The sequence below is a fragment of the Terasakiispira papahanaumokuakeensis genome (assembly GCF_001709345.1).
GTDB classification, from domain to species: Bacteria; Pseudomonadota; Gammaproteobacteria; order Pseudomonadales; family Halomonadaceae; genus Terasakiispira; species Terasakiispira papahanaumokuakeensis.
The window spans coordinates 1,711,678-1,732,946 of sequence record NZ_MDTQ01000001.1; the positions used below are offsets into that span (position 1 = coordinate 1,711,678).

Here is a 21,269-nt window from a genome sequence, read left to right on the forward strand (position 1 = left end):
CAATCATATCACGATTAATGGGGGCTACATGAAGCGCACCGCTTTTTTCATTTCAGATGGCACAGGCATTACCGCCGAAGCGCTAGGGCGAAGCTTGCTAGCCCAATTTGAGACCTCTCGCCTATACATGGTCACTAAGCCATATATCGACACACTCGACAAGGCGCATCAATTGCTTGATGTCATTAAAAAGACAGGCGAAGAAGATGGTCATCGGCCGATTGTAATCGACACCATTATTGACCAGAACATACGAGATATAATAAAAAGCGCTGATGCTTTAAATATTGATGTTTTTTCAACTTTTCTTGAGCCCATTGAAAATGAGCTAGGTGTCAAATCATCTTATACCGTTGGCAAAACCCATGCCCTAACAAAAGCTAAAGAAGATATCTATAAATCTAGAATAGACTCAGTACACTATGCACTCGATAATGATGATGGGGCACGTACTCACCATTACGACAAAGCCGATCTTATTTTAGTGGGTGTATCTCGCTGTGGTAAAACCCCGACCTGTATATATTTGGCCCTACAATTTGGCATTCGAGCCGCCAACTACCCCATTACTGAAGACGACATGTTAGATACTGAGCTACCGAAATCGCTTCGCCCATACCGGCATAAACTCTTTGGCCTTACAATAGACCCCGAACGCTTGTCCACTATACGCCATGAACGTCGCCCTAACAGTCACTATGCTGACTTACATCAGTGTCAACGGGAGGTCAGCGATGTCGAAGCACTCTATCAACGTCATCACATCAGCTATCTAGATTCAACGTATTATTCGATCGAAGAAATTGCTGCTCGAATTCTGGCTGCAGCAGGAATAGAAAGAAGAATGTCGCCTATTTAATAACTTAACATGCATGCTAGATGACTATTTAATGCATCAAATGCGCCGATTGATATGACAATCTTGATATGACAATCGATGACTCAGTAATAAGTCATCTATAAAGCCTAATACTGTCATCTCGATGTCACCGTTACAGACCAAACTCTCCAGGTATGTTCATTAGCATGCCTGGAGTCACTGTGTTCAGACTAAAATCATCATTAATCGCCGCCAGACATGAAGAAAATTTATGTGGTTTAGATATTCCAGAAGGTCACTGGCAATTTATTACCACCTCTCCCGAGAGTACGGGAATCGAATTGCCTTATTATCGAGTCACTCCGCATACACGCAATCAAAACAGATCAGATAGACAAACTTACGGATGTGATGGGCAGGTTAGCTGGATTGTACTGGACACCTGTAGCCATGATGGCAGCGGGGGCAGTTTTTGCGACGATCGGCGCCATTGGCTATCAAAAGCCTTAACACAAAGTCATAGTCCGATTATCTTATTTATGGCTTATCCTCCTTTTAGTATCGATTTAAATGAATATTATATTCAAGGTTTCGATGATGAAGGAGTATTTAGCACCTTATTGATGCGTAGCCGAGACCGTATCAGAGGCCTCATCTGGCACTATGGGGACCGGCCTGTTTCGGGAGTCTGGCAAGGGATCCCTCATTACAACTTACCCTATTTAGTTAAGCGCAGCATTTCTGTTAATGGCTTACCACCAAAAGATAACGGTATAAAACTAACCGCTATCTCATAAATAAAGGATCCGTTAGCAGACCAAAGAAGACATTGTCACATGTTGCTTTCAATACGCTAAGTGACAATCATTCATCACACCTTCCCAAAGCTATTAGCGCAAGGGGTTCACAAAGCCAAACGCATGTTCTCCAGCTGCTGCAAACGATCGCGTAGACGAGCCGCTTCCTCAAACTCTAGATTTTTAGCCGCTTCATACATTTTTTTCTGTAACGCTGAAATCTCTTTTTCCAGTACTTCAGGAGATTCAGGTAAGCCCGAAAGATCGTATTCCGCCGCGGCTTCGGCAACTTTTTTCTGATGCTTACGGCTTCTTGAGCCTGGGGCTTGGGCTCCTTCCAAAATATCAGCAACCGATTTATGAATTGTAACAGGTGAAATATTATGTTCAGCATTAAATCCCAGCTGCTTGTCACGACGACGCTGAGTCTCATCCATAGCTCTTTGCATCGATCCTGTCACTTTATCAGCATACAAAATTGCGCGACCTTCGGCGTTACGCGCTGCCCGTCCAATCGTTTGAATCAAAGAGCGTTCTGAACGGAGAAACCCCTCTTTATCCGCATCCAAAATAGCAACAAGAGAAACTTCTGGCATATCCAGCCCTTCACGCAGCAAATTGATCCCAACGAGGACATCAAAAACACCCAAACGTAAGTCCCTAATAATTTCGACACGCTCTACCGTATCAATATCAGAATGCAGATAGCGGACCTGAACACCGTGTTCAGCTAAATAATCTGTCAGATCTTCAGCCATGCGCTTGGTCAACGTTGTCACCAGCACGCGCTCTTCTCTGGCTGCAACCTGGTGGATCTCCCCTAATAAATCATCGACTTGATGTGTTGCTGGGCGAATCTCAATCAAAGGATCAACAAGGCCTGTAGGACGAACAACTTGCTCGACAACCTGGCCAGCATGCTCATCCTCATAAGCACCCGGGGTTGCAGAGACGAAGATCATTTGGGGCGCTAATTGCTCCCACTCCTCAAACTTTAATGGCCGATTATCTAGCGCAGAAGGAAGGCGGAAACCATACTCCACAAGCGTTTCTTTCCGAGATCGGTCTCCCCGGTACATGGCCCCAATTTGAGGAACAGTGACATGAGACTCATCGATAAATAGCAATGCATTATCAGGTAGATAATCAAAAAATGTCGGCGGGGCTTCCCCAGGAGAACGTCCAGATAGGTAACGAGAGTAGTTCTCTACGCCGTTACAATAACCTAACTCTAGCATCATCTCGATGTCATAGAGTGTGCGTTGCTCCAAGCGTTGAGCCTCTACTAAGCGATCATGCTTGCGTAACCATTCAAGCCGCTCTCGAAGCTCTTCTTTAATATGCTCGACGGCATTCAGCAAAGTATCACGTGGCGTTACATAGTGACTTTTCGGATAAACGGTATAACGAGGTACTTTGTTTAACACCTCGCCCGTCAATGGATCAAACAGAGAAAGCTGTTCAATCTCATCATCGAACATTTCAATACGCAGTGCTTCTTGCTCGGACTCTGCTGGGAAGATATCCACGACATCCCCTCGCACCCGAAAAGTCGCTCGCCGAAAGTCCATATCATTGCGGGTATATTGCAGCTCAGCTAGGCGGCGCAGCAATTGGCGTTGATCAATATGATCACCACGGTCGAGATGCAGCACCATTTTCAAATAAGAAGCAGGATCCCCAAGGCCATAAATAGATGAAACCGTCGCAACGATAATGGCATCATTACGCTCTAATAATGCTTTCGTTGCGGAAAGCCGCATTTGCTCAATGTGATCATTGATTGAGGCATCTTTCTCAATGAAAGTATCACTCGAAGGCACATAAGCTTCCGGCTGATAATAATCATAATATGAAACAAAATACTCAACCGCATTGGCCGGGAAGAACTGCTTGAATTCACCGTACAATTGCGCAGCCAGCGTTTTATTGTGTGCCAATACAAGCGTTGGCCGCTGTTGCGACTGAATCACATTGGCCATGGTGAACGTCTTACCTGACCCGGTCACACCCAACAACGTCTGATGCGCTAATCCACTCTGTAATCCATCCACCAACTGATTAATCGCTTTGGGCTGATCCCCAGCGGGGGAATAGGAAGAGCTCAGTTGGAAAGCATCAGTCATTATATTCTTCAACCTCGCATCATGCTGAACGAATCAAATAAGGCACCACCATACCCCACTCCGACATAACTGTATATAATCACAGCTCACGAACCTGTCGACCAACACCACAGTAAACAAACCCTTGATCGGCAACGAATGCGGGGTCGTAGATATTACGACCATCAAAAATAACGGCCTGTCGCATCGCCGTTTTAAGACGGGTAAAGTCTGGACTCCAATAAGCCTTCCATTCAGTCACAATCAATAAGGCATCAGCATCAATAGCAGCATTGTAGGGATCCTCATGGTAAGTCAGACCTTCCTGCACCCCGAACTCATCCTGCAATGCGGGCAAAGCTTCAGGATCATGAACCTGAACGTGGCAGCCTTGCGCAATTAAGGCCTCAATCAGCCGAATTGAAGGCGCATTATCAATGCGAGAACTCCCCGGTTTAAATGCTGCCCCCCACAAGGCGACGGTCCGTCCTTTGAGGTCCGCATTGTAAAACTGCCACAGCTTGCGAAAGAGTACTTCTTTCTGCTGTTCGTTGATATCAAGGACTTGGGCTAAAAGTGTCGACCCAACGCCTTTATCTTCAAGGGTTGATACCAGATTCATGACATCGCGAGAGAAATTACGTCCGCCAAAGCCGCAACCAGGATAGAGGTATTCATGACCAATACGCCGATCGCCCCCCATCCCTTGACGCACACTTTCGATATCGACATTGAGGCTATCAGCTAAATTGGCCATATCATTCATAAAGCTCAAACGCGTCGCCAACATGCCGGTGATGGCCAACTTAGTAAACTCAGCCTCGCGCGTCCCCATCACCCGAATACGGTCTTCACGCCGGTTAAAAGGACGGAGTAATTCTCGAATCAGTCGCTCAGCCCAAGGTGACTCGGCGCCTAATAAGACTTGATTCGGCCGAGTGAATCCTTTTAAAGCAGCCCCTTCTTGCAACAAATCAGGCAATGCCACCACTTCTCGCGGCCAATCATTGGAAGGATGCTGAATTAAGCCATGTAGCTGAGCAGTGGTACCCACAGGAAAAGTGCTCTGATTCACGACCAATAAAGCACCCACTGTTTGCTCTGCAATAGCCTGAACCAATGTCATCGCATCGTTTTGCTGGTCTGGCGGCAATGCCACGAAAATCACACGAGGAGAATGAGTATTCGCTGAAACAGACTCACCAGGCAAAACGAGTCGTCCCGAGCGCCGCTGCTCTTGGATCAGCAACGCCAAACCTGGTTCTCGATCGATGGCTTCTCCATCGTTCAAAGCGCGCTCTAACGCTTGGGAATTCAAGTGCAACGTGACATTGTGCCCGGTGGATGCCATACAAGCTGCGGTGACTAGCGCACATAAGCCTTGGCCATAAATATCCAGGTTCATGACAGAGCCTCAACCTGTTGACGCAGGAGCGCTTCGAACGCCTTCCCCATCATCGGATGCTTAACCGCATAGTTCAAAGTGGCCTGCAAATATCCCAACTTGTTACCGCAGTCATAAGTAACGCCCTGCATACGATACGCTTCCAACGTGTGGGTCCGTAAAAGCGCATCAAGTGCATCGGTTAATTGAATTTCGTTACCCGCACCGGGCTTGGTTTGAGCCAATAACTCAAAGATCTCAGGAGGTAAAATATAGCGTCCGACTACGGATAAATTTGAGGGGGCTTGATCCGGGGAGGGCTTTTCAACCAAACCAACCATTGGACAGCTCTGCCCTGGCTCGGGTGAATCTTTTAAATCCGCAATACCATACTGATCAACATTTTGATCCGGTACGGCTTCAACCATAATCTGTGCATGGCCTGTTGACTCATAACGCTCAAGCATACAACGTAAATCTTGAGCCGTATCGGCCGCTTGATCCACCAAAACATCAGGTAAAAGCACTGCGAAAGGACTCTCTCCAATGACCTCTCGAGCACATAAAACCGCATGCCCAAGCCCCAACGCTTGACCCTGTCGAACAGCAATCACACGCACATCATCAGGAATAATCTGGCGTACAGTATTCAATAGTTCTATTTTGCCGCGACGCTCGAGCTCACTCTCAAGCTCATAATTGACATCAAAATGATCTTCAATTGCGCGCTTCGCATTATGCGTAACCAACACAATCTCACGAATACCGGCCGCAACCGCTTCCTCAACAACGTACTGAATCACAGGCTTATCGACGACCGTCAACATCTCTTTTGGGATCGCCTTGCTGGCAGGTAAAAAACGGGTTCCAAGACCAGCAACAGGCAAAACGGCTTTCGTCAGCATGATTTCTCCATCAGATGTCATCAGGATATTGATGCAAAGCGCACCTTAATAGTTAAATTCAATTATGCGGGAGCGCAGTATGCCATGTTCCCAGCCCCTCAACACTACTCAATCAAACATTCAGCCAAACATTCAATTACAATGCTCAATTACAACACTCAATCACGACACAGCTCACCAGCATGAAGGACAGTATCTTACGGAAGACTGAATCGGATCACACGTTCAGGCGTTGAGAAAGCCCACTACACTCGAGATTAAAAGCAAAGATTGCATCTCGTTACGCCTTTATGCATTGGCGCAATTGATTTCAGTGCTCACTCAATGCTTAGAATAGCGTTTATGTAGCACTCACTCGCATGGCGCCATACTGCGACAATGCGTACACTAAGCTTTGACCCCTAACCCTTTTCGCTATCCACTCAGGGCGGAGCGGCAGATGAGTAAGTTACTGGAATCGATTAATCAGCACACCCAAATGGCGGGCGAAAACCGGCTTGAACTCTTGCTGTTCCGGCTGAATAGTCCTCAGCTCTATGGGATTAATGTCTTTAAGGTCAAGCGAATCATTCCGACACCCGCGATGGTTCAATTACCAGACCATCATCCTTGTATCGTCGGCATCGCCGACACCATGGATGGTACACTACCGATTATCAACCTTAATACCGCATTACGTCGCCCAGAGGCCCAGGCACACTTTAATACGGTGATTGTCACTGAGTTTAACCACCATTTACAGGGCTTTATGGTGGAAACAGTAGAGCACATCATTAATCTGGATTGGCCAGCGATTCAACGCCCGCCTCATAGTACTGGACGTCACCATTACTTAACGGCGATTACAGAGTATGAAAATAAGATCGTTGAAATCATCGACGTTGAAAAGATCATGGATGAGATTTCGCCTAAAACGTCTTCTGCGATCATTGAAGCATCGTTACCCGATAATGCTCAACACCCACAAAAGATTCTAGTCGTTGATGATTCACAGGTTGCCCGCCAACAAATCAAAAGAAGTCTCACAGCCATTGGCTTTGAAGCGGTCATGATGGAAGACGGTAAAGAAGCGCTTCAACACCTTAGAAAGCTTGTCGATGAAGGCCATTCACCTATAGAAGAATACCTTATGGTCATTTCAGATATTGAAATGCCACAAATGGATGGCTATGCCCTAACGCGGGCGATTAAAGAAACACCAGCACTTGCAGAGCTACATGTTTTACTACATACATCGCTAAGCGGTATTTTCAACAAGCCAATGGTACAAGCCGTTGGTGCCGATGATTTTATCGCAAAATTTGACCCGACAAGCCTAGCCCAAGCAATTCTTGAGCAGGCGGGACACTCTCCGCCCTATGTTGAAGCCGGTGCTGCCTCTTAAGAGGCAGCATCAAGCCGTTAGTTCAAGCTCATTGACACACGATAGCGATTACAGCTTAGGCGGCTGTGCGTTAAAAGCCTGACCTGTCACCCCTCGACTATCCGGCCCCATTAAATATAAATAAGTAGGCATAATCTCATCTGGGGTACGTAAACTATTAGGATCTTCTGCCGGAAACGCAGCCTTACGCATGGCTGTTCGCGTCGCCCCGGGGTTGAGCGTATTCACTCGAATTGTCGTGGTATTTTCCAGCTCGTCAGCCAATATCTGCATCAGGCCTTCGGTCGCAAATTTAGATGTTGCATAAGCGCCCCAAAAAGCACGCCCCTTCCTACCAACAGATGAAGAAGTAAAGATAATCGATGCATCGTCAGAGGCGCTCATCAACCCCAGCAAGGCTTGAGTCATCATCAAAGGCCCCTGAAAGTTGATTTTCATGACCTGCTCCCACAATTGTGGGTTATAGCCTTGCACTGGCGTAATGCGCCCTAAAATACCGGCATTATGCAAAAGCCCATCAAGTCGCCCAAACGTCTCTCTAAGACGATCCGCCATGGTCTCATAATCGGACCATGTCGCCCCTTCCAAGTCTAATGGGTAAATTGCAGGCTGGGGGCCACCAGATTGCTCAATTTCGTCGTAAACAGCTTCAAGCTTACTGATTGTCCGACCCAGTAGTATGACCGTGGCACCATGGGCCGCATAACTTAAAGCGGCCGCACGTCCAATACCGTCACCAGCGCCAGTTACGACCACAACACGGCCGCTAAGCAGGTCATCAGCCGCTTGATACTCCAATTGACAACTCATCGTACAATAATCCATTTATTCAGACTTGGATGATGCTGACGACTTACTTTCTAGCCAAGCTTTGGCTAATTTTGCAGCATTACTCTGTGCATATTGATCCACAATCGATTGCATGTTGGCCTCAGCCTTAGATTGATTACCAAAGCGGGCCTGGATCAACGCTAATTTATACATGGAGTCAGGCACTTTATAACTATCGGGATGCTCACTAATGACCGCTTCAAACATCTTTTGTGCTTCAGATGATCGATTCTGCGCCATATAAATTTCGCCAATCCAATAGTAGGCATTACCTAATAGGCGAGTATCGGGATGTTCGCGGATGAATGTCTGAAAGGCTTCTATCGCAGCATCAAACTGCTTCTTCTGAACTAAAGCATAAGCCGCGGTATAGTCAGCCTGGGCAGAGCCACTGTTATGAGTCGTGCTTGAAGCACTATCACTCTCTGTAGGGGCTGGCACTGATTGCGTATCAGCGGGTTCAGAGGCGTCAATATCCGCACGCGCCTCAGCGGAGGTAGCACCGCCTTCGGCCCCAGCTTTCAAGCTCGGCAAAAGTTCCTCAAAACGATCAACCTTCTGGCGAAGCGTCTGTAGACGTTGGTCTGTATCCACATAACGGTTACGCTGGTTGTCTTCTAAACGTTGGATCACTCGTTGTTGGCGCTCAACCATATCCCGCAAAGACTGAGTTTCAACTTTCAACTGCTCCAGCTGCATCATCAACTCTGCACTGGCAATCGCCTGGCTACGTGCAGGAGGATTACTGGATTCACTGGCCGCTTGCACGGGTAGAGCCATAAACATACTGGGGGCACTCAGTGCCCCCAGTAAGCTCAGCCCGACAGCCCACTTGCGCATGTCGTTCACGCTGATCATCTCCTACTTGTTATTCGGCACTCAATTAGTAGCGAATAACGACACGACGGTTTTTGGCGTAAGCGTCAAGAGAATGGCCCATTACAGCCGGACGCTCTTCACCATAACTCACAACTTCCATCTGGCTAGTTTCAACACCTTGCAGTGTCAGATAACGTTTCACTGCATCAGCACGACGCTCGCCCAGTGCCATGTTGTATTCACGGCTACCACGCTCATCAGTATGCCCTTCCAAGACGACATTAGCGTCTTTATTGGCCAGCAGATAGCGTGCATGTGCATTCAATGTCTGATAAGCATCCTGACGGATGGTTGATTTATCAAAGTCAAAATAAATACGGTTTTCATCAGGCATCATGACATTCGGCGTTTGTTTTTCGCCAGTCATATCATTAGCAGAAGCATTGCTGTCTTGATCAACGGCAGAGGCTTCGGCCCCCTCATCGCTGGTCTGAACCGGTGCAACTTCTTCTTGCATAGGCTCAGAAGTTTGATCCTGAGTACCGCCGGAGCTACCACAACCCGCGAGAAGCGCCATAGAAGTAGCCAGGGCCAGCGGTTTAGCATATTTCATCAAATCCATCATCTTTCTCCTGTCGGATGCTTCAATCGTGAGTCTACATACACCACTTTAAGTGGTTCATCTTTTCTTGCTTTTTTAGGGTTCTGGTCAATTTCAGTTAAGATAAGGCGACCAAGCAGGCTCTCGAACATCTCCTTCTATCGCCGGCAACTGATACTGCACTCGCCCATCAGTTGACACAACTCCGAGAACACCTTTTCCTCCCTTTTGCATGGCGTAAATTACCATACTTCCATTCGGTGCAACACTGGGCGACTCATCCAAAGGCATACTGGTTAATGAGCGTAATCGGCCAGAATCCAAATTCATGGCTGCGATATGAAAGTTAAGAAAACCTTCCTCGCGATGCACTATAAAAATTTCATCTCCTTTGGGTGAATAACTCGCCCGAGCATTGTAATTTCCATCATAAGTTAAACGACGGACATCACCTGAATTGACTTCCACTTCATAGATCTGAGGCCCGCCACTACGGCTTGAGGTAAATAAAAGCCGTTGACCATCAGGGGACCAAGACGGCTCAGTATCAATTGCGTAATGACGTGTCACTCTTCTTAAGCGGTTTTGATTCATATCATAAATATAAATTTCTGGATTACCATCTTTAGATAAAGTCATCGCAATTTTTTGTCCATCTGGCGACCAAGAAGGTGCACCATTTAAACCACGAAAATCAGTTAATTGATATCGTTTGCCTGTAGCGACATTTTGAACAAATATGGCGGCACGTCCGGTTTCAAATGACACATAAGCCAAGCGACGTCCATCAGGTGCCCAGTTCGGCGAAAGAATCGGGTGCCGAGAACTTAAAATCGCTTTGGCACGACGCCCATCCGCATCCGCCACATTCAATTGGAAATCATAGGCACCAGGGCCCCGCCGCTGAGCAGTCACATAAGCGATACGGGTCGAGAAAATACCCCGCTCGCCGGTTACCGCTTGATAGACGCGGTCACTAATAAAGTGGGCCCTTGAGCGTAATTCTTGAACCTTACCCCGAACCTGTTCTGCCAGCATCCGTTCCTGTTTCAACACATCATAGAGCTCATATTGAATCAAAAGCTCATTGTTTTCCTGCGCCTTCACACGACCGATTAAGACATAGTTCGCTTTCACCATGCGCCAGTCACGATAAATGACATCCTCCTGACGACTGGGCAAACTAATCAAGTTTTCCCTTGGCATAGGATCAAAATAAGGGGTTCTGGCAAGATCATTCCCAACCACTTTGGCGATATCCTCAGGCAACATACCGCTGCCTTGCCAATCAAATGGCACCACAGCAATCGGAGCTGCACGGTCATTGCCTTGGGTAATCTCTAGTCTGAGGTCCGCAAAGGCAGGCGTCGCCCATGCGATATAAATCAGACATAGGAGCACCCAGTATGGCCACTTCAGGGCTTGTAAATACATGCGATCAATCACTGCGCCAAGTCCTCTGCCTTAAATGAGATAGTGATATGCCTTGCTTCGTTACGTACCGCAACAGAATAGTCGAGAAACTCATTGAACGGTGCTGCCGCAAAGGCCGCTTGTACAGCAGAGCGATCAAAGGCAGCATTACCACTGGACTGCGAAATTTTGGCATCCAACAACTCCCCTGAAGGGAGCAGCGTCAGTGCCACTTCGACTTCCATCTGCGGCGTTGTCCCAGGGGGTCTTGACCACTGATCCGCAATGACCGCTTTGAGCCTATCCCCCAATGCAGATTTACCCGCCTGAATCCGCGCCCTCTCGGCCGCTTCTTCCGCCCGTCGACGAGCCTCAGCCGCTTTTAAACGTGCCTCTCGCTCAGCGGCTTCACGGGCTTTACGTGCCTGTTCAGCTTCAGCCTGTTTACGCGCGGCTTCTTCACGTTGACGCTGGGCCCGAGCTTCTGCCTCTTGACGTTCACGTTCCGCTTTGGCTTGGGCCTCACGGCGCGCCTGCTCCTGCCGGGCACGTTCTTCTGCTTCCTGCTTACGCTTAAGTGCTAGTTCTCGCTCACGCGCCGCTTTTTCAGCTTGGCGCTTCTCTTCTGCGGCCTTAGCCTCGGCCTCTCGGCGCGCTTGAGCCTCCCTTTCAGCAGCAGCTTTAGCCTCAGCCTCACGCTTGGCCTTAGCTTGCGCTTCAGCACGTTGACGTGCTTCTTCCTCGGCGGCTTCTTTTCTGCGCGCTTGCGCCTCACGCTCAGCCTCTAAACGTTGGCGAGCAGCCTCTCGTGCCTTTTCTGCACGCACTTTTGCCGGATCTTCACTGACTAAAGAGGCTTGCACAATAACAGGGGCAGATTGTCGACTTTGCTTTGGCCATGATTCCCATTGCCAAATCAATGGAACCGCAACAGCCACGTGCACTAAGATGGCTAAACATGTGGAGAGGCTCCACTGGCCTGATTTACGCATAAGCGACTCAACGCTCCGGCGGTTCAGAGATCAAACCGACGTTACCTACATTGGCGGCCTGAAGGTGGCTCATTAATTGAATCACATCACCATAGGGCACCGCAGTATCACCTCGAACCAGCACTTTAATGCCAGGATTACTTCTCACCAGAGCCGCAACTTTATCCGCCACCGTATCTAAACTGACAGACTGTTTGGGATCAGACCCCATTTCTAAGTAATAATGACCTTTAGCATCTAAAGTAACCACAATCGGCTCATTATCTTCAGGGCTTTCAATGGGCTTAGAAGCCACCTTAGGAAGATCCACTTCAACGCCTTGGGTCAGAATCGGAGCGGTGACCATAAAGATCACCAGCAAGACCAGCATGACATCGATATAGGGCACAACATTCATTTCAGCAATCGGCTTACGCCCATTACGACGCTTGAGCCCACCGGACCTTAAACTCATGCCTGCTCCTGTTGCCGATTCAACAGATTACGCTGGAGTATACCGGCGAACTCTTCAGCAAAATTCTCATATTGCCCAGCAAGACCTTCACTAGCCGCCACAAAACGGTTGTAGGCAATAAAGGCTGGAATCGCGGCAAACAGTCCCATTGCGGTGGCGATCAAGGCTTCAGCAATCCCAGGGGCCACAACGGCCAATGTCGCCTGTTGCACATTGGCTAAACCTCGGAAAGATTCCATAATGCCCCAAACCGTCCCGAACAAGCCGACATAGGGGCTGGTCGAACCGATGGTTGCCAGTAGCGGGAGGCCAAACTGTAGGCGCTCTTCTTCTTCCGCTAGCGCCACCCGCATAGAGCGCTCAACGCACTCCATCAAAGGCGCCGGCTGTTGGGAGAGTTGACGTACTTTGTTAAAGGTTTTATAGCCGGAAAAGATGACACGTTCAGCGCCTTCAGTTTGTTCTGACTGGGTATCACGAAAAAGCTCAGCCAAATCAATACCCGACCAGAATTTTTTGCGAAAAGCGGCCAGTGTTTTTCGTGCCTTGGTCATCAACATCCAGCGTTGAAATAGCGTTACCCAGGAGATCACTGAAGCCACTAATAAAGCCAGCATCACCAGCTGCACCAACACGCTGGCATTAGCGACTAACGACCAAAAAGAAAGAGGTTCGGACACTTTAACTCCTCATCTGCCCATCAGGTATTCAATAACCTGGTCATTACAACTTGATTGATACACAACTGCCAGTCGCAGCTCAAATAAAGCGCAATCACACCAGACTGCCATGTTACGCTCAAATTGTCTCTATATGACTACGGGATCAACAAAATATTCAACTTATAGATTGCTATGATAATTGCATCAAAGCGTCTGCAATAGGTGCAGGTAACGCACAGGGATGCATCGCTCGAGCATCGATACACGCCACTTGAACCTGAGCCTCACATAAAAGTTCCGTATCCCTGAGCACCTGTTGAACAAAGGTCAAACTGGCCCGGCCACATTGTTGAACTCGAGTCATGACCGTTAAGGCATCATCCAAGTGTGCAGGTTTGCGATAACGGGCCTGAACATCCCGAACAACAAAGAGCACAGGCAGAGCCTTCTGCTCAAACCCTAAGCTTCGTAACCACTCAGTTCGACCACGCTCCATAAATTTCAGGTAGTTCACGTAATACACGATGCCTCCGGCATCTGTGTCCTCGTAATAAACGCGAACAGGGAACTGATGTTGTTGCTCAAACGATGCCATAATTCATCTCTTCAACCTTGTCAGGACTCAGTGCTCGGTAGAGGTAATCCAAAGTGATGCCAAGCTTGATCGGTCACCATTCGGCCTCTCGCGGTACGCATCATGAACCCTTGCTGTATCAAATAAGGCTCCAGGACCTCTTCAATCGTATCGCTTGCCTCAGAAATAGCCGCAGCTAAGCTTTCAACGCCTACCGGCCCGCCAGAAAACTTCTCCAGCATCGTCATCAGCAACCGCCGATCCATATGGTCCAATCCATGAGTATCCACATTCAACATGTTGAGCGCCCGGTCAGCCATTGTCGCACAAATGCGACCATCACCTTTCACCTGAGCATAATCGCGTACACGCCGCAGTAGACGATTCGCGATTCGCGGTGTGCCCCGAGAGCGCCTTGCAATTTCGGTAGCCCCTTCAGTCTCAATCGATAGGCCCAATAAATGAGCTGAACGAGCCACAATATGAGCCAGATCTTCAACAGAATAGAACTCAAGACGCTGAACAATTCCAAAGCGATCACGTAACGGACCTGTCAACAAACCTGCTCTTGTCGTCGCCCCCACCAGTGTAAAGGGAGGCAAATCAAGCTTTATCGAGCGTGCAGCGGGACCTTCACCGATCATGATATCGAGTTGAAAATCCTCCATTGCCGGATATAACACCTCCTCAACCGCAGGATTCAGCCGATGGATCTCATCGATAAACAGCACATCACCTTCTTCAAGGTTGGTCAGCATGGCGGCCAAATCCCCCGCCTTCTCTAATACGGGCCCTGAAGTGCTCCGCATATTGACCGACATCTCTTCAGCAATAATATTGGCCAAAGTCGTCTTACCCAGACCAGGAGGACCAAAGACCAGCGTATGATCTAATGCCTCACGACGACTCCTGGCGGCCTCAATGAAAATCTCCATTTGTTCGCAAACACGCGGCTGCCCCACATAATCGGCCAACCTCTTAGGACGAATAGCATGATCAGGGGCATCATCTAGCGGTTTTTCTGTCGCTGAAACTAAGCGATCTGTCTCAATCATGATTTATCCCCATGCTTATCGTTGTAGCCTACACTCATCATACTAATGCTGAGTAAACAGCCCTCATCTACGGCTAATAGCGCTTTAATTAACGCTGGACATACAAATAGGTTGCCGGTCGAACCTGGAGACCAAGTCCCCGTCATCAAGCCAGCACATGAACAATCCTGTTACCGTGTTGCCATTTGTTTTAGCGCAGCTCGAATTAAGGCCTGTGTATCCATGCCAGATTCTTCCACTTGACTAATGGCACGACTGGCTTCAGTCGGCTTATAGCCTAACGCAATCAGCGCCGCTTCAGCCTCGCCATGAGGGTCATGAGCAGGGAGCAGCTCTGTCGACTGCCCCGGCTCGGCCGCCAATTGGGCCACCTGTTGAGGTTGCCAATCCGCCAACCGGTCACGCAATTCGACTAACAAGCGCTCAGCAGTTTTCTTACCCACCCCCGGAATGCGCGTTAGAGACTTCACATCTCCATCTTGCAAAACCTGCAACAGTTGTGACGACACCATCCCGGATAAAATAGCCAATGCCATTTTTGGCCCAACGCCACTCACTCGAATCAATTCGCGAAATAAGCGACGATCCGAGAGTTTAAAAAAGCCATATAAAAGCTGAGCATCCTCACGAACAACGTGATGGGTCCAGAGCGTCAAGGGCTCTCCAGTACTCGGCAGGGATGCGAACACAGAAAGTGGCAACTCAACTTCATAGCCTACGCCATGAACATCGAGGATCACCCAAGCGGGTTGCTTTTCAACTAATATCCCATCTAAACGGCCAATCATTTGGCGCTCCTTACTTGGTTCTGTCGACACATTCTGTGATATGAAAACATTGGTGACATGCAAACATTCTGTGATGTAAACATATTTTGCGATATCAGCTGATGATTGAACTCAGGCGGATCACCCCTGCCCGATCACAGCATTCATTGAGGTCCGTTATGATCACGATATTGCTCAATCGTCAGAAAGACAGGTAAATGCAAGTGCCAGCGAATCGCCGACAACCTCATGGCCAAAACGACTAGCATGGCCGTCACATTGTTAAATGTTGTCCAACTACCGGGTAGGAACCAGCTCAGATTGACAAAAACGACAGCACCTAACATGGCCGCCGTCGCGTATATCTCTTTTTGGAAGATCAAAGGCTTCTCAGCCGTCAGCACATCTCTCACGATACCGCCGAATACGCCCGTCATGACACCAGTCACCACCGAAATGATGGGGGGATGCCCTAAATTCATGGCCACCTGGGCGCCAATCACGGTAAAAACAGCCAACCCCAACGCATCGGCAATCAACAATATTCGATGCGGCAAGCGTGACCACCTGGCATAGACAAAAGTCAAGACGGACGCCCCAATAGTAAGCCAAATATATAGCGTGTCATGTACCCAAAAGACAGGGGTTCGTCCTAAGATTAAGTCTCGTATCGTGCCGCCACCAATGGCCGTAACAGTCCCGACCACAATGACACCAAACAGGTCCAAACGCCGCTCGGCGGCAGCGAGTACACCCGTAATGGCAAACACCACGGTGCCGAATAGATCGAGATAGAAAATCACTTGAGGTAAATCAAATAACACGCTCAATATCCTTCTGGCTTAAAGTCCCGCCAGCGACTGCCACGCTTACGGGCTAATTGACCTGACATCGCAACCAATCCCCCATGGGTATGGGCATGGCACAGCGCAATAGCCAATGCATCTGCGGCATCCGCTTGCGGACGCCCAGAAAGGCTTAGCAGCGCCGTTACCATATGCTGAACCTGCGTCTTATCGGCGCTGCCTTTACCGACGACGGCTTGCTTGACCTCTGTCGCGGCATACTCTGCCACGGCAAGCCCGTGATTCACGACACAGACCATCGCGGCCCCCCGAGCCTGACCTAGCTTCAATGCCGAATCAGCATTACGCGCCATAAAGACTTGTTCAATCGCCACTTCATCGGGCTGGTGCACCGCGATCAAATCCGTCAATCCGGCATAAAGCTGTGCGAGCTTTTGTCCAAGAGTGTCAGCCTCCAAGCGAATACAACCACTGGCGACATAACATGGCTTACGCGCCTGGACTAGCTCAACTACGCCCCAACCTGTAATACGAGACCCAGGGTCGATCCCCAGAATCTTTGTCATCAGATCAACACCTTATGTAGGAAACCTGTCTATAATAACAGTCTTCATCATGATCGGTCGTCATTTAATGCGCTCCCCCTCGCGCACCAAAGGCGATAAAAAAGCAGGCTTGCAGCCTGCTTTTCACGCGAAGACGGATGAGGGGGCATTGAAGCTGTGAATTTATTCGATTTCAGCTAAAACCTCATCTGAAAAATCAGCATTTGAATAAACTTCCTGCACATCATCCAAATCTTCTAACGCGTCAATTAAACGCCAGACTTTTTGGGCTGTCTCAACGTCAGTGATCTCTGAATAACTTTCAGGTAACTGTGTCACCTCAGCACGTTCAATCAACATCCCAGCCTGATCCAGCGCATCTTTGACATCACCCAGCTCTTGAGGGCTTGTCAGCACTTCTACACGACCATCCGGATGCACCTGCAAATCATCAGCCCCGGCATCCAAAGCCACATCCATCACATCCTCTTCTGTCACACCCTCAGCTAACGAAACCACACCGCGCGGATTAAATAAGTAGGCAACAGAACCTGAAGTTCCCAGATTCCCACCGCTACGAGAAAAGGCATGACGGACATCTGAAACGGTACGGTTACGATTATCAGACAAGCATTTGACCAAAACAGCCACACCTGCAGGGCCATAGCCTTCATAGACAATCTCTTCAACATTATCGCCATCAGCATCACCCACGCCGCGAGCAATAGCACGCTCAACCGTGTCTTTGGTCATGTTATTTGATAACGCTTTGTCGATAGCCGCTCGCAGCCGTGGATTATCTGACGGCTCAGGGCCACCAGCCCGAGCCGCTACGGTAAGCTCACGAATCAGCTTAGTGAAGATTTTTCCACGCTTAGCATCTTGGGCGGCTTTACGGTGCTTGATATTCGCCCATTTGCTATGGCCAGCCATAATATTCGCCTCCTTAAACTAAACGAGGCGCTCCTAAGAGCGCCTCGCAATCACTTCATAATGCGACTTAGCTTTCTGCTTGCGGTTTCTGACGCAAGCGAATGTGTAAGTCTTTAAGCTGTTGTGTACTGACTTCTCCAGGCGCATCAGTCAGCACGCAGCTTGCGCTTTGTGTTTTCGGGAACGCAATCACATCACGAATCGACTTAGCTCCCGTCATTAACATGATCAAGCGGTCCAAACCAAAGGCTAAACCACCATGGGGCGGCGCACCAAATTTGAGCGCATCCAGCAGGAAGCCAAACTTCTCTTGCTGCTCCTCAGCCTCAATGCCCAATACGCGGAAAACAGCCTGCTGCATCTCCTGGTGATGAATACGGATGGAACCACCCCCTAGCTCAGTGCCATTAAGCACCATGTCATAAGCACGTGAAAGCTGAGGTGCCGGATCAGCTTCTAACGCTTCGGCTGAACAGGAAGGCGCAGTGAAGGGGTGGTGCAGCGCACTCAAACGCCCTTCGCCATCTTCTTCGAACATCGGGAAGTCAACCACCCACAAAGGCGCCCACTCTTGGGTATACAGATTCAGGTCTTCACCCAATTTACAGCGCAGCGCGCCCAACGCTTCGTTGACGACTTTGGCCTGATCAGCACCGAAGAAGATGATATCGCCATTTTGGGCATCGACGCGATCCAATACTTGCTCAATCACGTTTTCCATAAACTTGACAATAGGCGACTGCAGCCCTTCAAGACCTGCGGAACGGTCATTGACTTTAATCCACGCCAGACCTTTCGCGCCATAAATGCCAACGAATTTCGTGTACTCATCAATCTGTTTACGCGAAATTTCAGCACCACCAGGTACTTTAAGTGCAGCCACCCGCCCTTTAGGATCGGCTGCCGGACCAGAGAACACTTTGAAGTCGACCTGACTCATCAGATCGCCCATATCGACTAATTCTAGCGGAATACGCAGATCAGGCTTATCAGAGCCAAAGCGATCCATTGCTTCGCTGAACTGCATCCGCGGGAAGGTCCCCAGATCAACATCCTTCACTTCTTTGAAGATGCGACGAATCATGCCTTCAGCCACACCCATGATGTCTTCTTCATCAACGAAAGAGGCTTCAAGGTCAATCTGAGTAAATTCGGGCTGACGATCTGCTCGCAGATCTTCATCACGGAAACATTTGGCAATCTGATAATAACGATCAAAGCCAGACACCATCAGCAGTTGTTTGAACAGCTGAGGAGACTGAGGTAACGCAAAGAAATGACCATCATGAACGCGGCTGGGCACCAGATAATCGCGTGCACCTTCAGGTGTGGCACGAGTCAGAATAGGGGTCTCAATATCAAGAAAGCCCTGCTCTTCGAGATAATTACGCAGCTGATGAGTAATGCGCGAACGCAGACGCAAGCGATCAGCCATTTCCGGGCGACGCAGATCGACATAGCGATACTTGAGACGAACCTCTTCACCGACCCGGCCATATTCATCTAATTGAAACGGGGGTGTTTCCGCAGTATTCAGAACTTCAACATCTTTGGCTAAAACTTCAATCGCACCCGTCGGCATATTATCATTCACCGTCCCTTCCGGGCGACGACGAACCAGCCCTTGAATACGTAGAACATATTCATTACGAGCACGATCTGCCGTGGCAAAAGCAGCCTCAGTATCGGGGTCGACCACGACTTGCGCAATGCCGTTGCGATCACGCAAATCCAGGAAAATAACACCGCCGTGGTCGCGTCGGCGATGTACCCAGCCACATAGCGTGACTTCCTGATCCAGATGGCGCTCATTCAAATCGCCGCAATAATGGCTGCGCATATTCAAAATATCCTGTTGCTGTCTAATGGGGGCATCGCACACTGCATGCCCTTAATCTCTAAATGTAAATTAATCAGTACAAATGAATCAGTACGGGTTGGCAAGTGTCGGTGAAGGGGCTTCCCCCTTCACCTCAAGATTCAGCACAAGCAGACAATTAATCCGCTTTCGCTGAGCCTGAACCACCCTCACTTCCGCCAGAAAGATTCCGCTTATTGCCGGTTTTAAAGTCGGTTTCATACCAACCATCACCCGATAAACGAAAACCTGCGGCAGAAATCAAACGCTGCAAACTGGCCGCATGACAGGCAGGACAATCAGTTAAGGCCGGATCACTCATCTTTTGCATCGCTTCAAGATGATGGCCACAGGATTGACATTCATATTCATAGATCGGCATGACGTGTGCCTCATGATTCCATTAATATCAATACATGCCGGACTCGACCGGCTGCAATAACATAAGGTCGGCCGAGACAGAATCAAGCCCTAGTGGACCTATCAGGGGCCGGCACAGACCCGCAAAGGGGCAATATTATAGCGCATGCCCGCGTGCATGGAACCGTATTAATAAGAATCTCTGTGATGAATGCCCAAATTCCAACATCAACGGCCCCTGGCTTGCATCAGGCGGACTTTATTCCAGCCCCAGGTTGCCAATCCCCTCATTTACAAACCCTACTCCCCCGTATCATGTCGCGACCAAAACTCAAGACGACACTGGAATGGTTAGCCACCCCAGATCATGATTGGGTCGAACTTAACTGGTACGGCTTACCGATGCCCTACAGCCCCATCCTTGTGCTCTTTCATGGCCTTGAAGGCAACCAGAGATCGCCTTACATCATCAGCATGATGCAAGCAGCAAGGCAACAGGGCATCAGTTGCGTCATCATGCATTTCAGGGGATGTGGTCAGTACGATAATACTCAAGCACAGAGCTACCATAGCGGTGCAACGGCCGATGCTCGACACTGCCTTAACATACTGTCAGCACGATATCCCACAAGCCCATTATGGGCTTGTGGCTACTCACTAGGCGCTAACATGTTGCTTAAACTGGCTGGCGAAGGGCCTCATCCGCTTATGCGCCTAGCCGCTGTATGCCCACCCTTTGAGTTAGGCGCATGCGCTGACCGCTTGAACCAGGGCCTCTCCAAAGGTTATCAACGCTACTTGCTAAGCCCATTGAAACAGAAAACACTGCACAAATACCGCCAGGGCTTATTACCTGAAACAATCACACCCGACATCATCCATCAGAGTCAGCACTTTAGGGCCTTTGACGGCCAGATCACAGGCCCGTTACACGGCTTTCAAGATGCTAACGACTACTACAGTCACGCCAGCTGTCGCGCTTTTCTGCCCGACATCACAACGCCAACGTTGATTCTGTTTGCAGAAGATGATCCCTTTATGGATCCCGCTTGCATTCCAAGCGCTGAAGAGCTCAGTGTGACCACACGCCTAGAAGTGAGCCGTCATGGCGGTCATGTGGGGTTCATTCACTACGCCCAAGGTTTGAGACATTGGCTACCTAAACGAATTCTATCTTTCCTGGCAGCCACGTAAGTGACCAGCG

The 21,269-nt window shown here is 49.0% G+C and carries 22 protein-coding genes; 4 read left to right on the forward strand and 18 right to left on the reverse strand.

Annotated elements, in window-relative coordinates:
- Window positions 1-28: 28 nt before the first annotated feature.
- Window positions 29-859: a posphoenolpyruvate synthetase regulatory kinase/phosphorylase PpsR gene (gene ppsR / locus BFW38_RS07525; RefSeq protein WP_068997836.1), complete on the forward strand. Its 831-nt coding sequence runs from the start codon at window positions 29-31 to the stop codon at window positions 857-859.
- A gap of 182 nt (window positions 860-1,041) precedes the next feature.
- Window positions 1,042-1,617, forward strand: coding sequence for a metallophosphoesterase family protein (locus BFW38_RS07530; RefSeq protein ID WP_068997837.1), 576 nt, complete (start codon window positions 1,042-1,044; stop codon window positions 1,615-1,617).
- A gap of 107 nt (window positions 1,618-1,724) precedes the next feature.
- Here BFW38_RS07530 and uvrB read toward each other — a convergent pair whose 3' ends face one another.
- The 3 genes from uvrB to galU all read right to left on the reverse strand — a co-directional run bounded on the left by uvrB (window position 1,725) and on the right by galU (window position 6,011).
- Window positions 1,725-3,743 (reverse strand): excinuclease ABC subunit UvrB, encoded by a 2,019-nt coding sequence (gene uvrB / locus BFW38_RS07535; RefSeq protein ID WP_068997838.1) that lies wholly within the window; start codon window positions 3,741-3,743, stop codon window positions 1,725-1,727.
- Window positions 3,744-3,822: 79 nt separating this feature from the next.
- Window positions 3,823-5,127, reverse strand: a complete 1,305-nt coding sequence (locus tag BFW38_RS07540; RefSeq protein WP_068997839.1) for a UDP-glucose dehydrogenase family protein — start codon at window positions 5,125-5,127, stop codon at window positions 3,823-3,825.
- Window positions 5,124-6,011: a UTP--glucose-1-phosphate uridylyltransferase GalU gene (gene galU, locus BFW38_RS07545; RefSeq protein WP_068997840.1), complete on the reverse strand. Its 888-nt coding sequence runs from the start codon at window positions 6,009-6,011 to the stop codon at window positions 5,124-5,126. The genes BFW38_RS07540 and galU overlap by 4 nt, the downstream gene beginning before the upstream one ends.
- Window positions 6,012-6,450: 439 nt before the next feature.
- Here galU and BFW38_RS07550 point away from each other — a divergent pair, with 439 nt between their 5' ends.
- On the forward strand, window positions 6,451-7,395 hold the full coding sequence (locus tag BFW38_RS07550; protein WP_068997841.1) for a chemotaxis protein CheV: 945 nt from the start codon (window positions 6,451-6,453) through the stop codon (window positions 7,393-7,395).
- Between the two features lie 48 nt (window positions 7,396-7,443).
- Here the strand turns inward: BFW38_RS07550 and BFW38_RS07555 are convergent, their stop codons facing one another.
- From BFW38_RS07555 to BFW38_RS07625, 15 genes are all read right to left on the reverse strand, one after another.
- Window positions 7,444-8,205, reverse strand: coding sequence for a YciK family oxidoreductase (locus tag BFW38_RS07555; RefSeq protein ID WP_068997842.1), 762 nt, complete (start codon window positions 8,203-8,205; stop codon window positions 7,444-7,446).
- A gap of 15 nt (window positions 8,206-8,220) precedes the next feature.
- Window positions 8,221-9,066 (reverse strand): tol-pal system protein YbgF, encoded by an 846-nt coding sequence (gene ybgF, locus BFW38_RS07560; RefSeq protein ID WP_068997843.1) that lies wholly within the window; start codon window positions 9,064-9,066, stop codon window positions 8,221-8,223.
- Window positions 9,067-9,109: 43 nt separating this feature from the next.
- Window positions 9,110-9,670 (reverse strand): peptidoglycan-associated lipoprotein Pal, encoded by a 561-nt coding sequence (pal, locus tag BFW38_RS07565; RefSeq protein WP_342668848.1) that lies wholly within the window; start codon window positions 9,668-9,670, stop codon window positions 9,110-9,112.
- A 90-nt stretch (window positions 9,671-9,760) separates the two neighbouring features.
- Window positions 9,761-11,092, reverse strand: a complete 1,332-nt coding sequence (tolB, locus tag BFW38_RS07570) for a Tol-Pal system beta propeller repeat protein TolB (RefSeq protein ID WP_245686105.1) — start codon at window positions 11,090-11,092, stop codon at window positions 9,761-9,763.
- Window positions 11,089-12,051 carry a TonB family protein gene (locus tag BFW38_RS07575; RefSeq protein WP_068997845.1) on the reverse strand — a complete coding sequence of 321 codons (963 nt, stop codon included), beginning with the start codon at window positions 12,049-12,051 and terminating at the stop codon, window positions 11,089-11,091. Before BFW38_RS07575 ends, tolB begins: the two co-directional genes overlap by 4 nt.
- Before the next feature lie 7 nt (window positions 12,052-12,058).
- Window positions 12,059-12,505, reverse strand: a complete 447-nt coding sequence (gene tolR / locus BFW38_RS07580; protein WP_068997846.1) for a protein TolR — start codon at window positions 12,503-12,505, stop codon at window positions 12,059-12,061.
- Complete coding sequence (gene tolQ / locus BFW38_RS07585; protein WP_068997847.1) at window positions 12,502-13,185, reverse strand: protein TolQ; 684 nt, start codon at window positions 13,183-13,185, stop codon at window positions 12,502-12,504. Before tolQ ends, tolR begins: the two co-directional genes overlap by 4 nt.
- Before the next feature lie 172 nt (window positions 13,186-13,357).
- Window positions 13,358-13,762, reverse strand: coding sequence for a tol-pal system-associated acyl-CoA thioesterase (ybgC, locus tag BFW38_RS07590; RefSeq protein ID WP_068997848.1), 405 nt, complete (start codon window positions 13,760-13,762; stop codon window positions 13,358-13,360).
- Window positions 13,763-13,782: 20 nt separating this feature from the next.
- Entirely contained in the window at window positions 13,783-14,796 is a 1,014-nt protein-coding gene (ruvB, locus tag BFW38_RS07595; RefSeq protein WP_068997849.1) for a Holliday junction branch migration DNA helicase RuvB, read from the reverse strand.
- A 170-nt stretch (window positions 14,797-14,966) separates the two neighbouring features.
- On the reverse strand, window positions 14,967-15,584 hold the full coding sequence (gene ruvA, locus BFW38_RS07600; RefSeq protein WP_068997850.1) for a Holliday junction branch migration protein RuvA: 618 nt from the start codon (window positions 15,582-15,584) through the stop codon (window positions 14,967-14,969).
- Window positions 15,585-15,727: 143 nt separating this feature from the next.
- A complete protein-coding gene (locus BFW38_RS07605; protein ID WP_218186380.1) occupies window positions 15,728-16,387 on the reverse strand; it encodes a trimeric intracellular cation channel family protein in 660 nt (219 codons plus the stop codon).
- A 2-nt stretch (window positions 16,388-16,389) separates the two neighbouring features.
- Window positions 16,390-16,935, reverse strand: a complete 546-nt coding sequence (gene ruvC, locus BFW38_RS07610) for a crossover junction endodeoxyribonuclease RuvC (protein WP_068997852.1) — start codon at window positions 16,933-16,935, stop codon at window positions 16,390-16,392.
- A gap of 162 nt (window positions 16,936-17,097) precedes the next feature.
- Complete coding sequence (locus BFW38_RS07615) at window positions 17,098-17,847, reverse strand: YebC/PmpR family DNA-binding transcriptional regulator (protein WP_068997853.1); 750 nt, start codon at window positions 17,845-17,847, stop codon at window positions 17,098-17,100.
- Window positions 17,848-17,914: 67 nt separating this feature from the next.
- A complete protein-coding gene (gene aspS / locus BFW38_RS07620; RefSeq protein ID WP_068997854.1) occupies window positions 17,915-19,687 on the reverse strand; it encodes an aspartate--tRNA ligase in 1,773 nt (590 codons plus the stop codon).
- A gap of 157 nt (window positions 19,688-19,844) precedes the next feature.
- Window positions 19,845-20,087 (reverse strand): FmdB family zinc ribbon protein, encoded by a 243-nt coding sequence (locus BFW38_RS07625; RefSeq protein WP_068997855.1) that lies wholly within the window; start codon window positions 20,085-20,087, stop codon window positions 19,845-19,847.
- Window positions 20,088-20,272: 185 nt separating this feature from the next.
- On the opposite strand from BFW38_RS07625, the gene BFW38_RS07630 reads away from it, so the two are divergent.
- Complete coding sequence (locus tag BFW38_RS07630) at window positions 20,273-21,259, forward strand: hydrolase (RefSeq protein WP_068997856.1); 987 nt, start codon at window positions 20,273-20,275, stop codon at window positions 21,257-21,259.
- The last annotated feature ends 10 nt before the right edge of the window (window positions 21,260-21,269 follow it).

What these genes read in the sequence shown, in the direction of transcription:
- ppsR (WP_068997836.1), top strand. Translation starts at nt 29, where the DNA reads ATGAAGCGCACCGCTTTTTTCATTTCAGATGGCACAGGCATTACCGCC.
- uvrB (WP_068997838.1), bottom strand. Translation starts at nt 3,743, where the DNA reads ATGACTGATGCTTTCCAACTGAGCTCTTCCTATTCCCCCGCTGGGGAT.
- BFW38_RS07540 (WP_068997839.1), bottom strand. Translation starts at nt 5,127, where the DNA reads ATGAACCTGGATATTTATGGCCAAGGCTTATGTGCGCTAGTCACCGCA.
- galU (WP_068997840.1), bottom strand. Translation starts at nt 6,011, where the DNA reads ATGCTGACGAAAGCCGTTTTGCCTGTTGCTGGTCTTGGAACCCGTTTT.
- BFW38_RS07550 (WP_068997841.1), top strand. Translation starts at nt 6,451, where the DNA reads ATGAGTAAGTTACTGGAATCGATTAATCAGCACACCCAAATGGCGGGC.
- BFW38_RS07555 (WP_068997842.1), bottom strand. Translation starts at nt 8,205, where the DNA reads ATGAGTTGTCAATTGGAGTATCAAGCGGCTGATGACCTGCTTAGCGGC.
- ybgF (WP_068997843.1), bottom strand. Translation starts at nt 9,066, where the DNA reads ATGCGCAAGTGGGCTGTCGGGCTGAGCTTACTGGGGGCACTGAGTGCC.
- pal (WP_342668848.1), bottom strand. Translation starts at nt 9,670, where the DNA reads ATGATGGATTTGATGAAATATGCTAAACCGCTGGCCCTGGCTACTTCT.
- BFW38_RS07575 (WP_068997845.1), bottom strand. Translation starts at nt 12,051, where the DNA reads ATGCGTAAATCAGGCCAGTGGAGCCTCTCCACATGTTTAGCCATCTTA.
- tolR (WP_068997846.1), bottom strand. Translation starts at nt 12,505, where the DNA reads ATGAGTTTAAGGTCCGGTGGGCTCAAGCGTCGTAATGGGCGTAAGCCG.
- ybgC (WP_068997848.1), bottom strand. Translation starts at nt 13,762, where the DNA reads ATGGCATCGTTTGAGCAACAACATCAGTTCCCTGTTCGCGTTTATTAC.
- ruvB (WP_068997849.1), bottom strand. Translation starts at nt 14,796, where the DNA reads ATGATTGAGACAGATCGCTTAGTTTCAGCGACAGAAAAACCGCTAGAT.
- ruvA (WP_068997850.1), bottom strand. Translation starts at nt 15,584, where the DNA reads ATGATTGGCCGTTTAGATGGGATATTAGTTGAAAAGCAACCCGCTTGG.
- ruvC (WP_068997852.1), bottom strand. Translation starts at nt 16,935, where the DNA reads ATGACAAAGATTCTGGGGATCGACCCTGGGTCTCGTATTACAGGTTGG.
- BFW38_RS07615 (WP_068997853.1), bottom strand. Translation starts at nt 17,847, where the DNA reads ATGGCTGGCCATAGCAAATGGGCGAATATCAAGCACCGTAAAGCCGCC.
- aspS (WP_068997854.1), bottom strand. Translation starts at nt 19,687, where the DNA reads ATGCGCAGCCATTATTGCGGCGATTTGAATGAGCGCCATCTGGATCAG.
- BFW38_RS07625 (WP_068997855.1), bottom strand. Translation starts at nt 20,087, where the DNA reads ATGCCGATCTATGAATATGAATGTCAATCCTGTGGCCATCATCTTGAA.
- BFW38_RS07630 (WP_068997856.1), top strand. Translation starts at nt 20,273, where the DNA reads ATGAATGCCCAAATTCCAACATCAACGGCCCCTGGCTTGCATCAGGCG.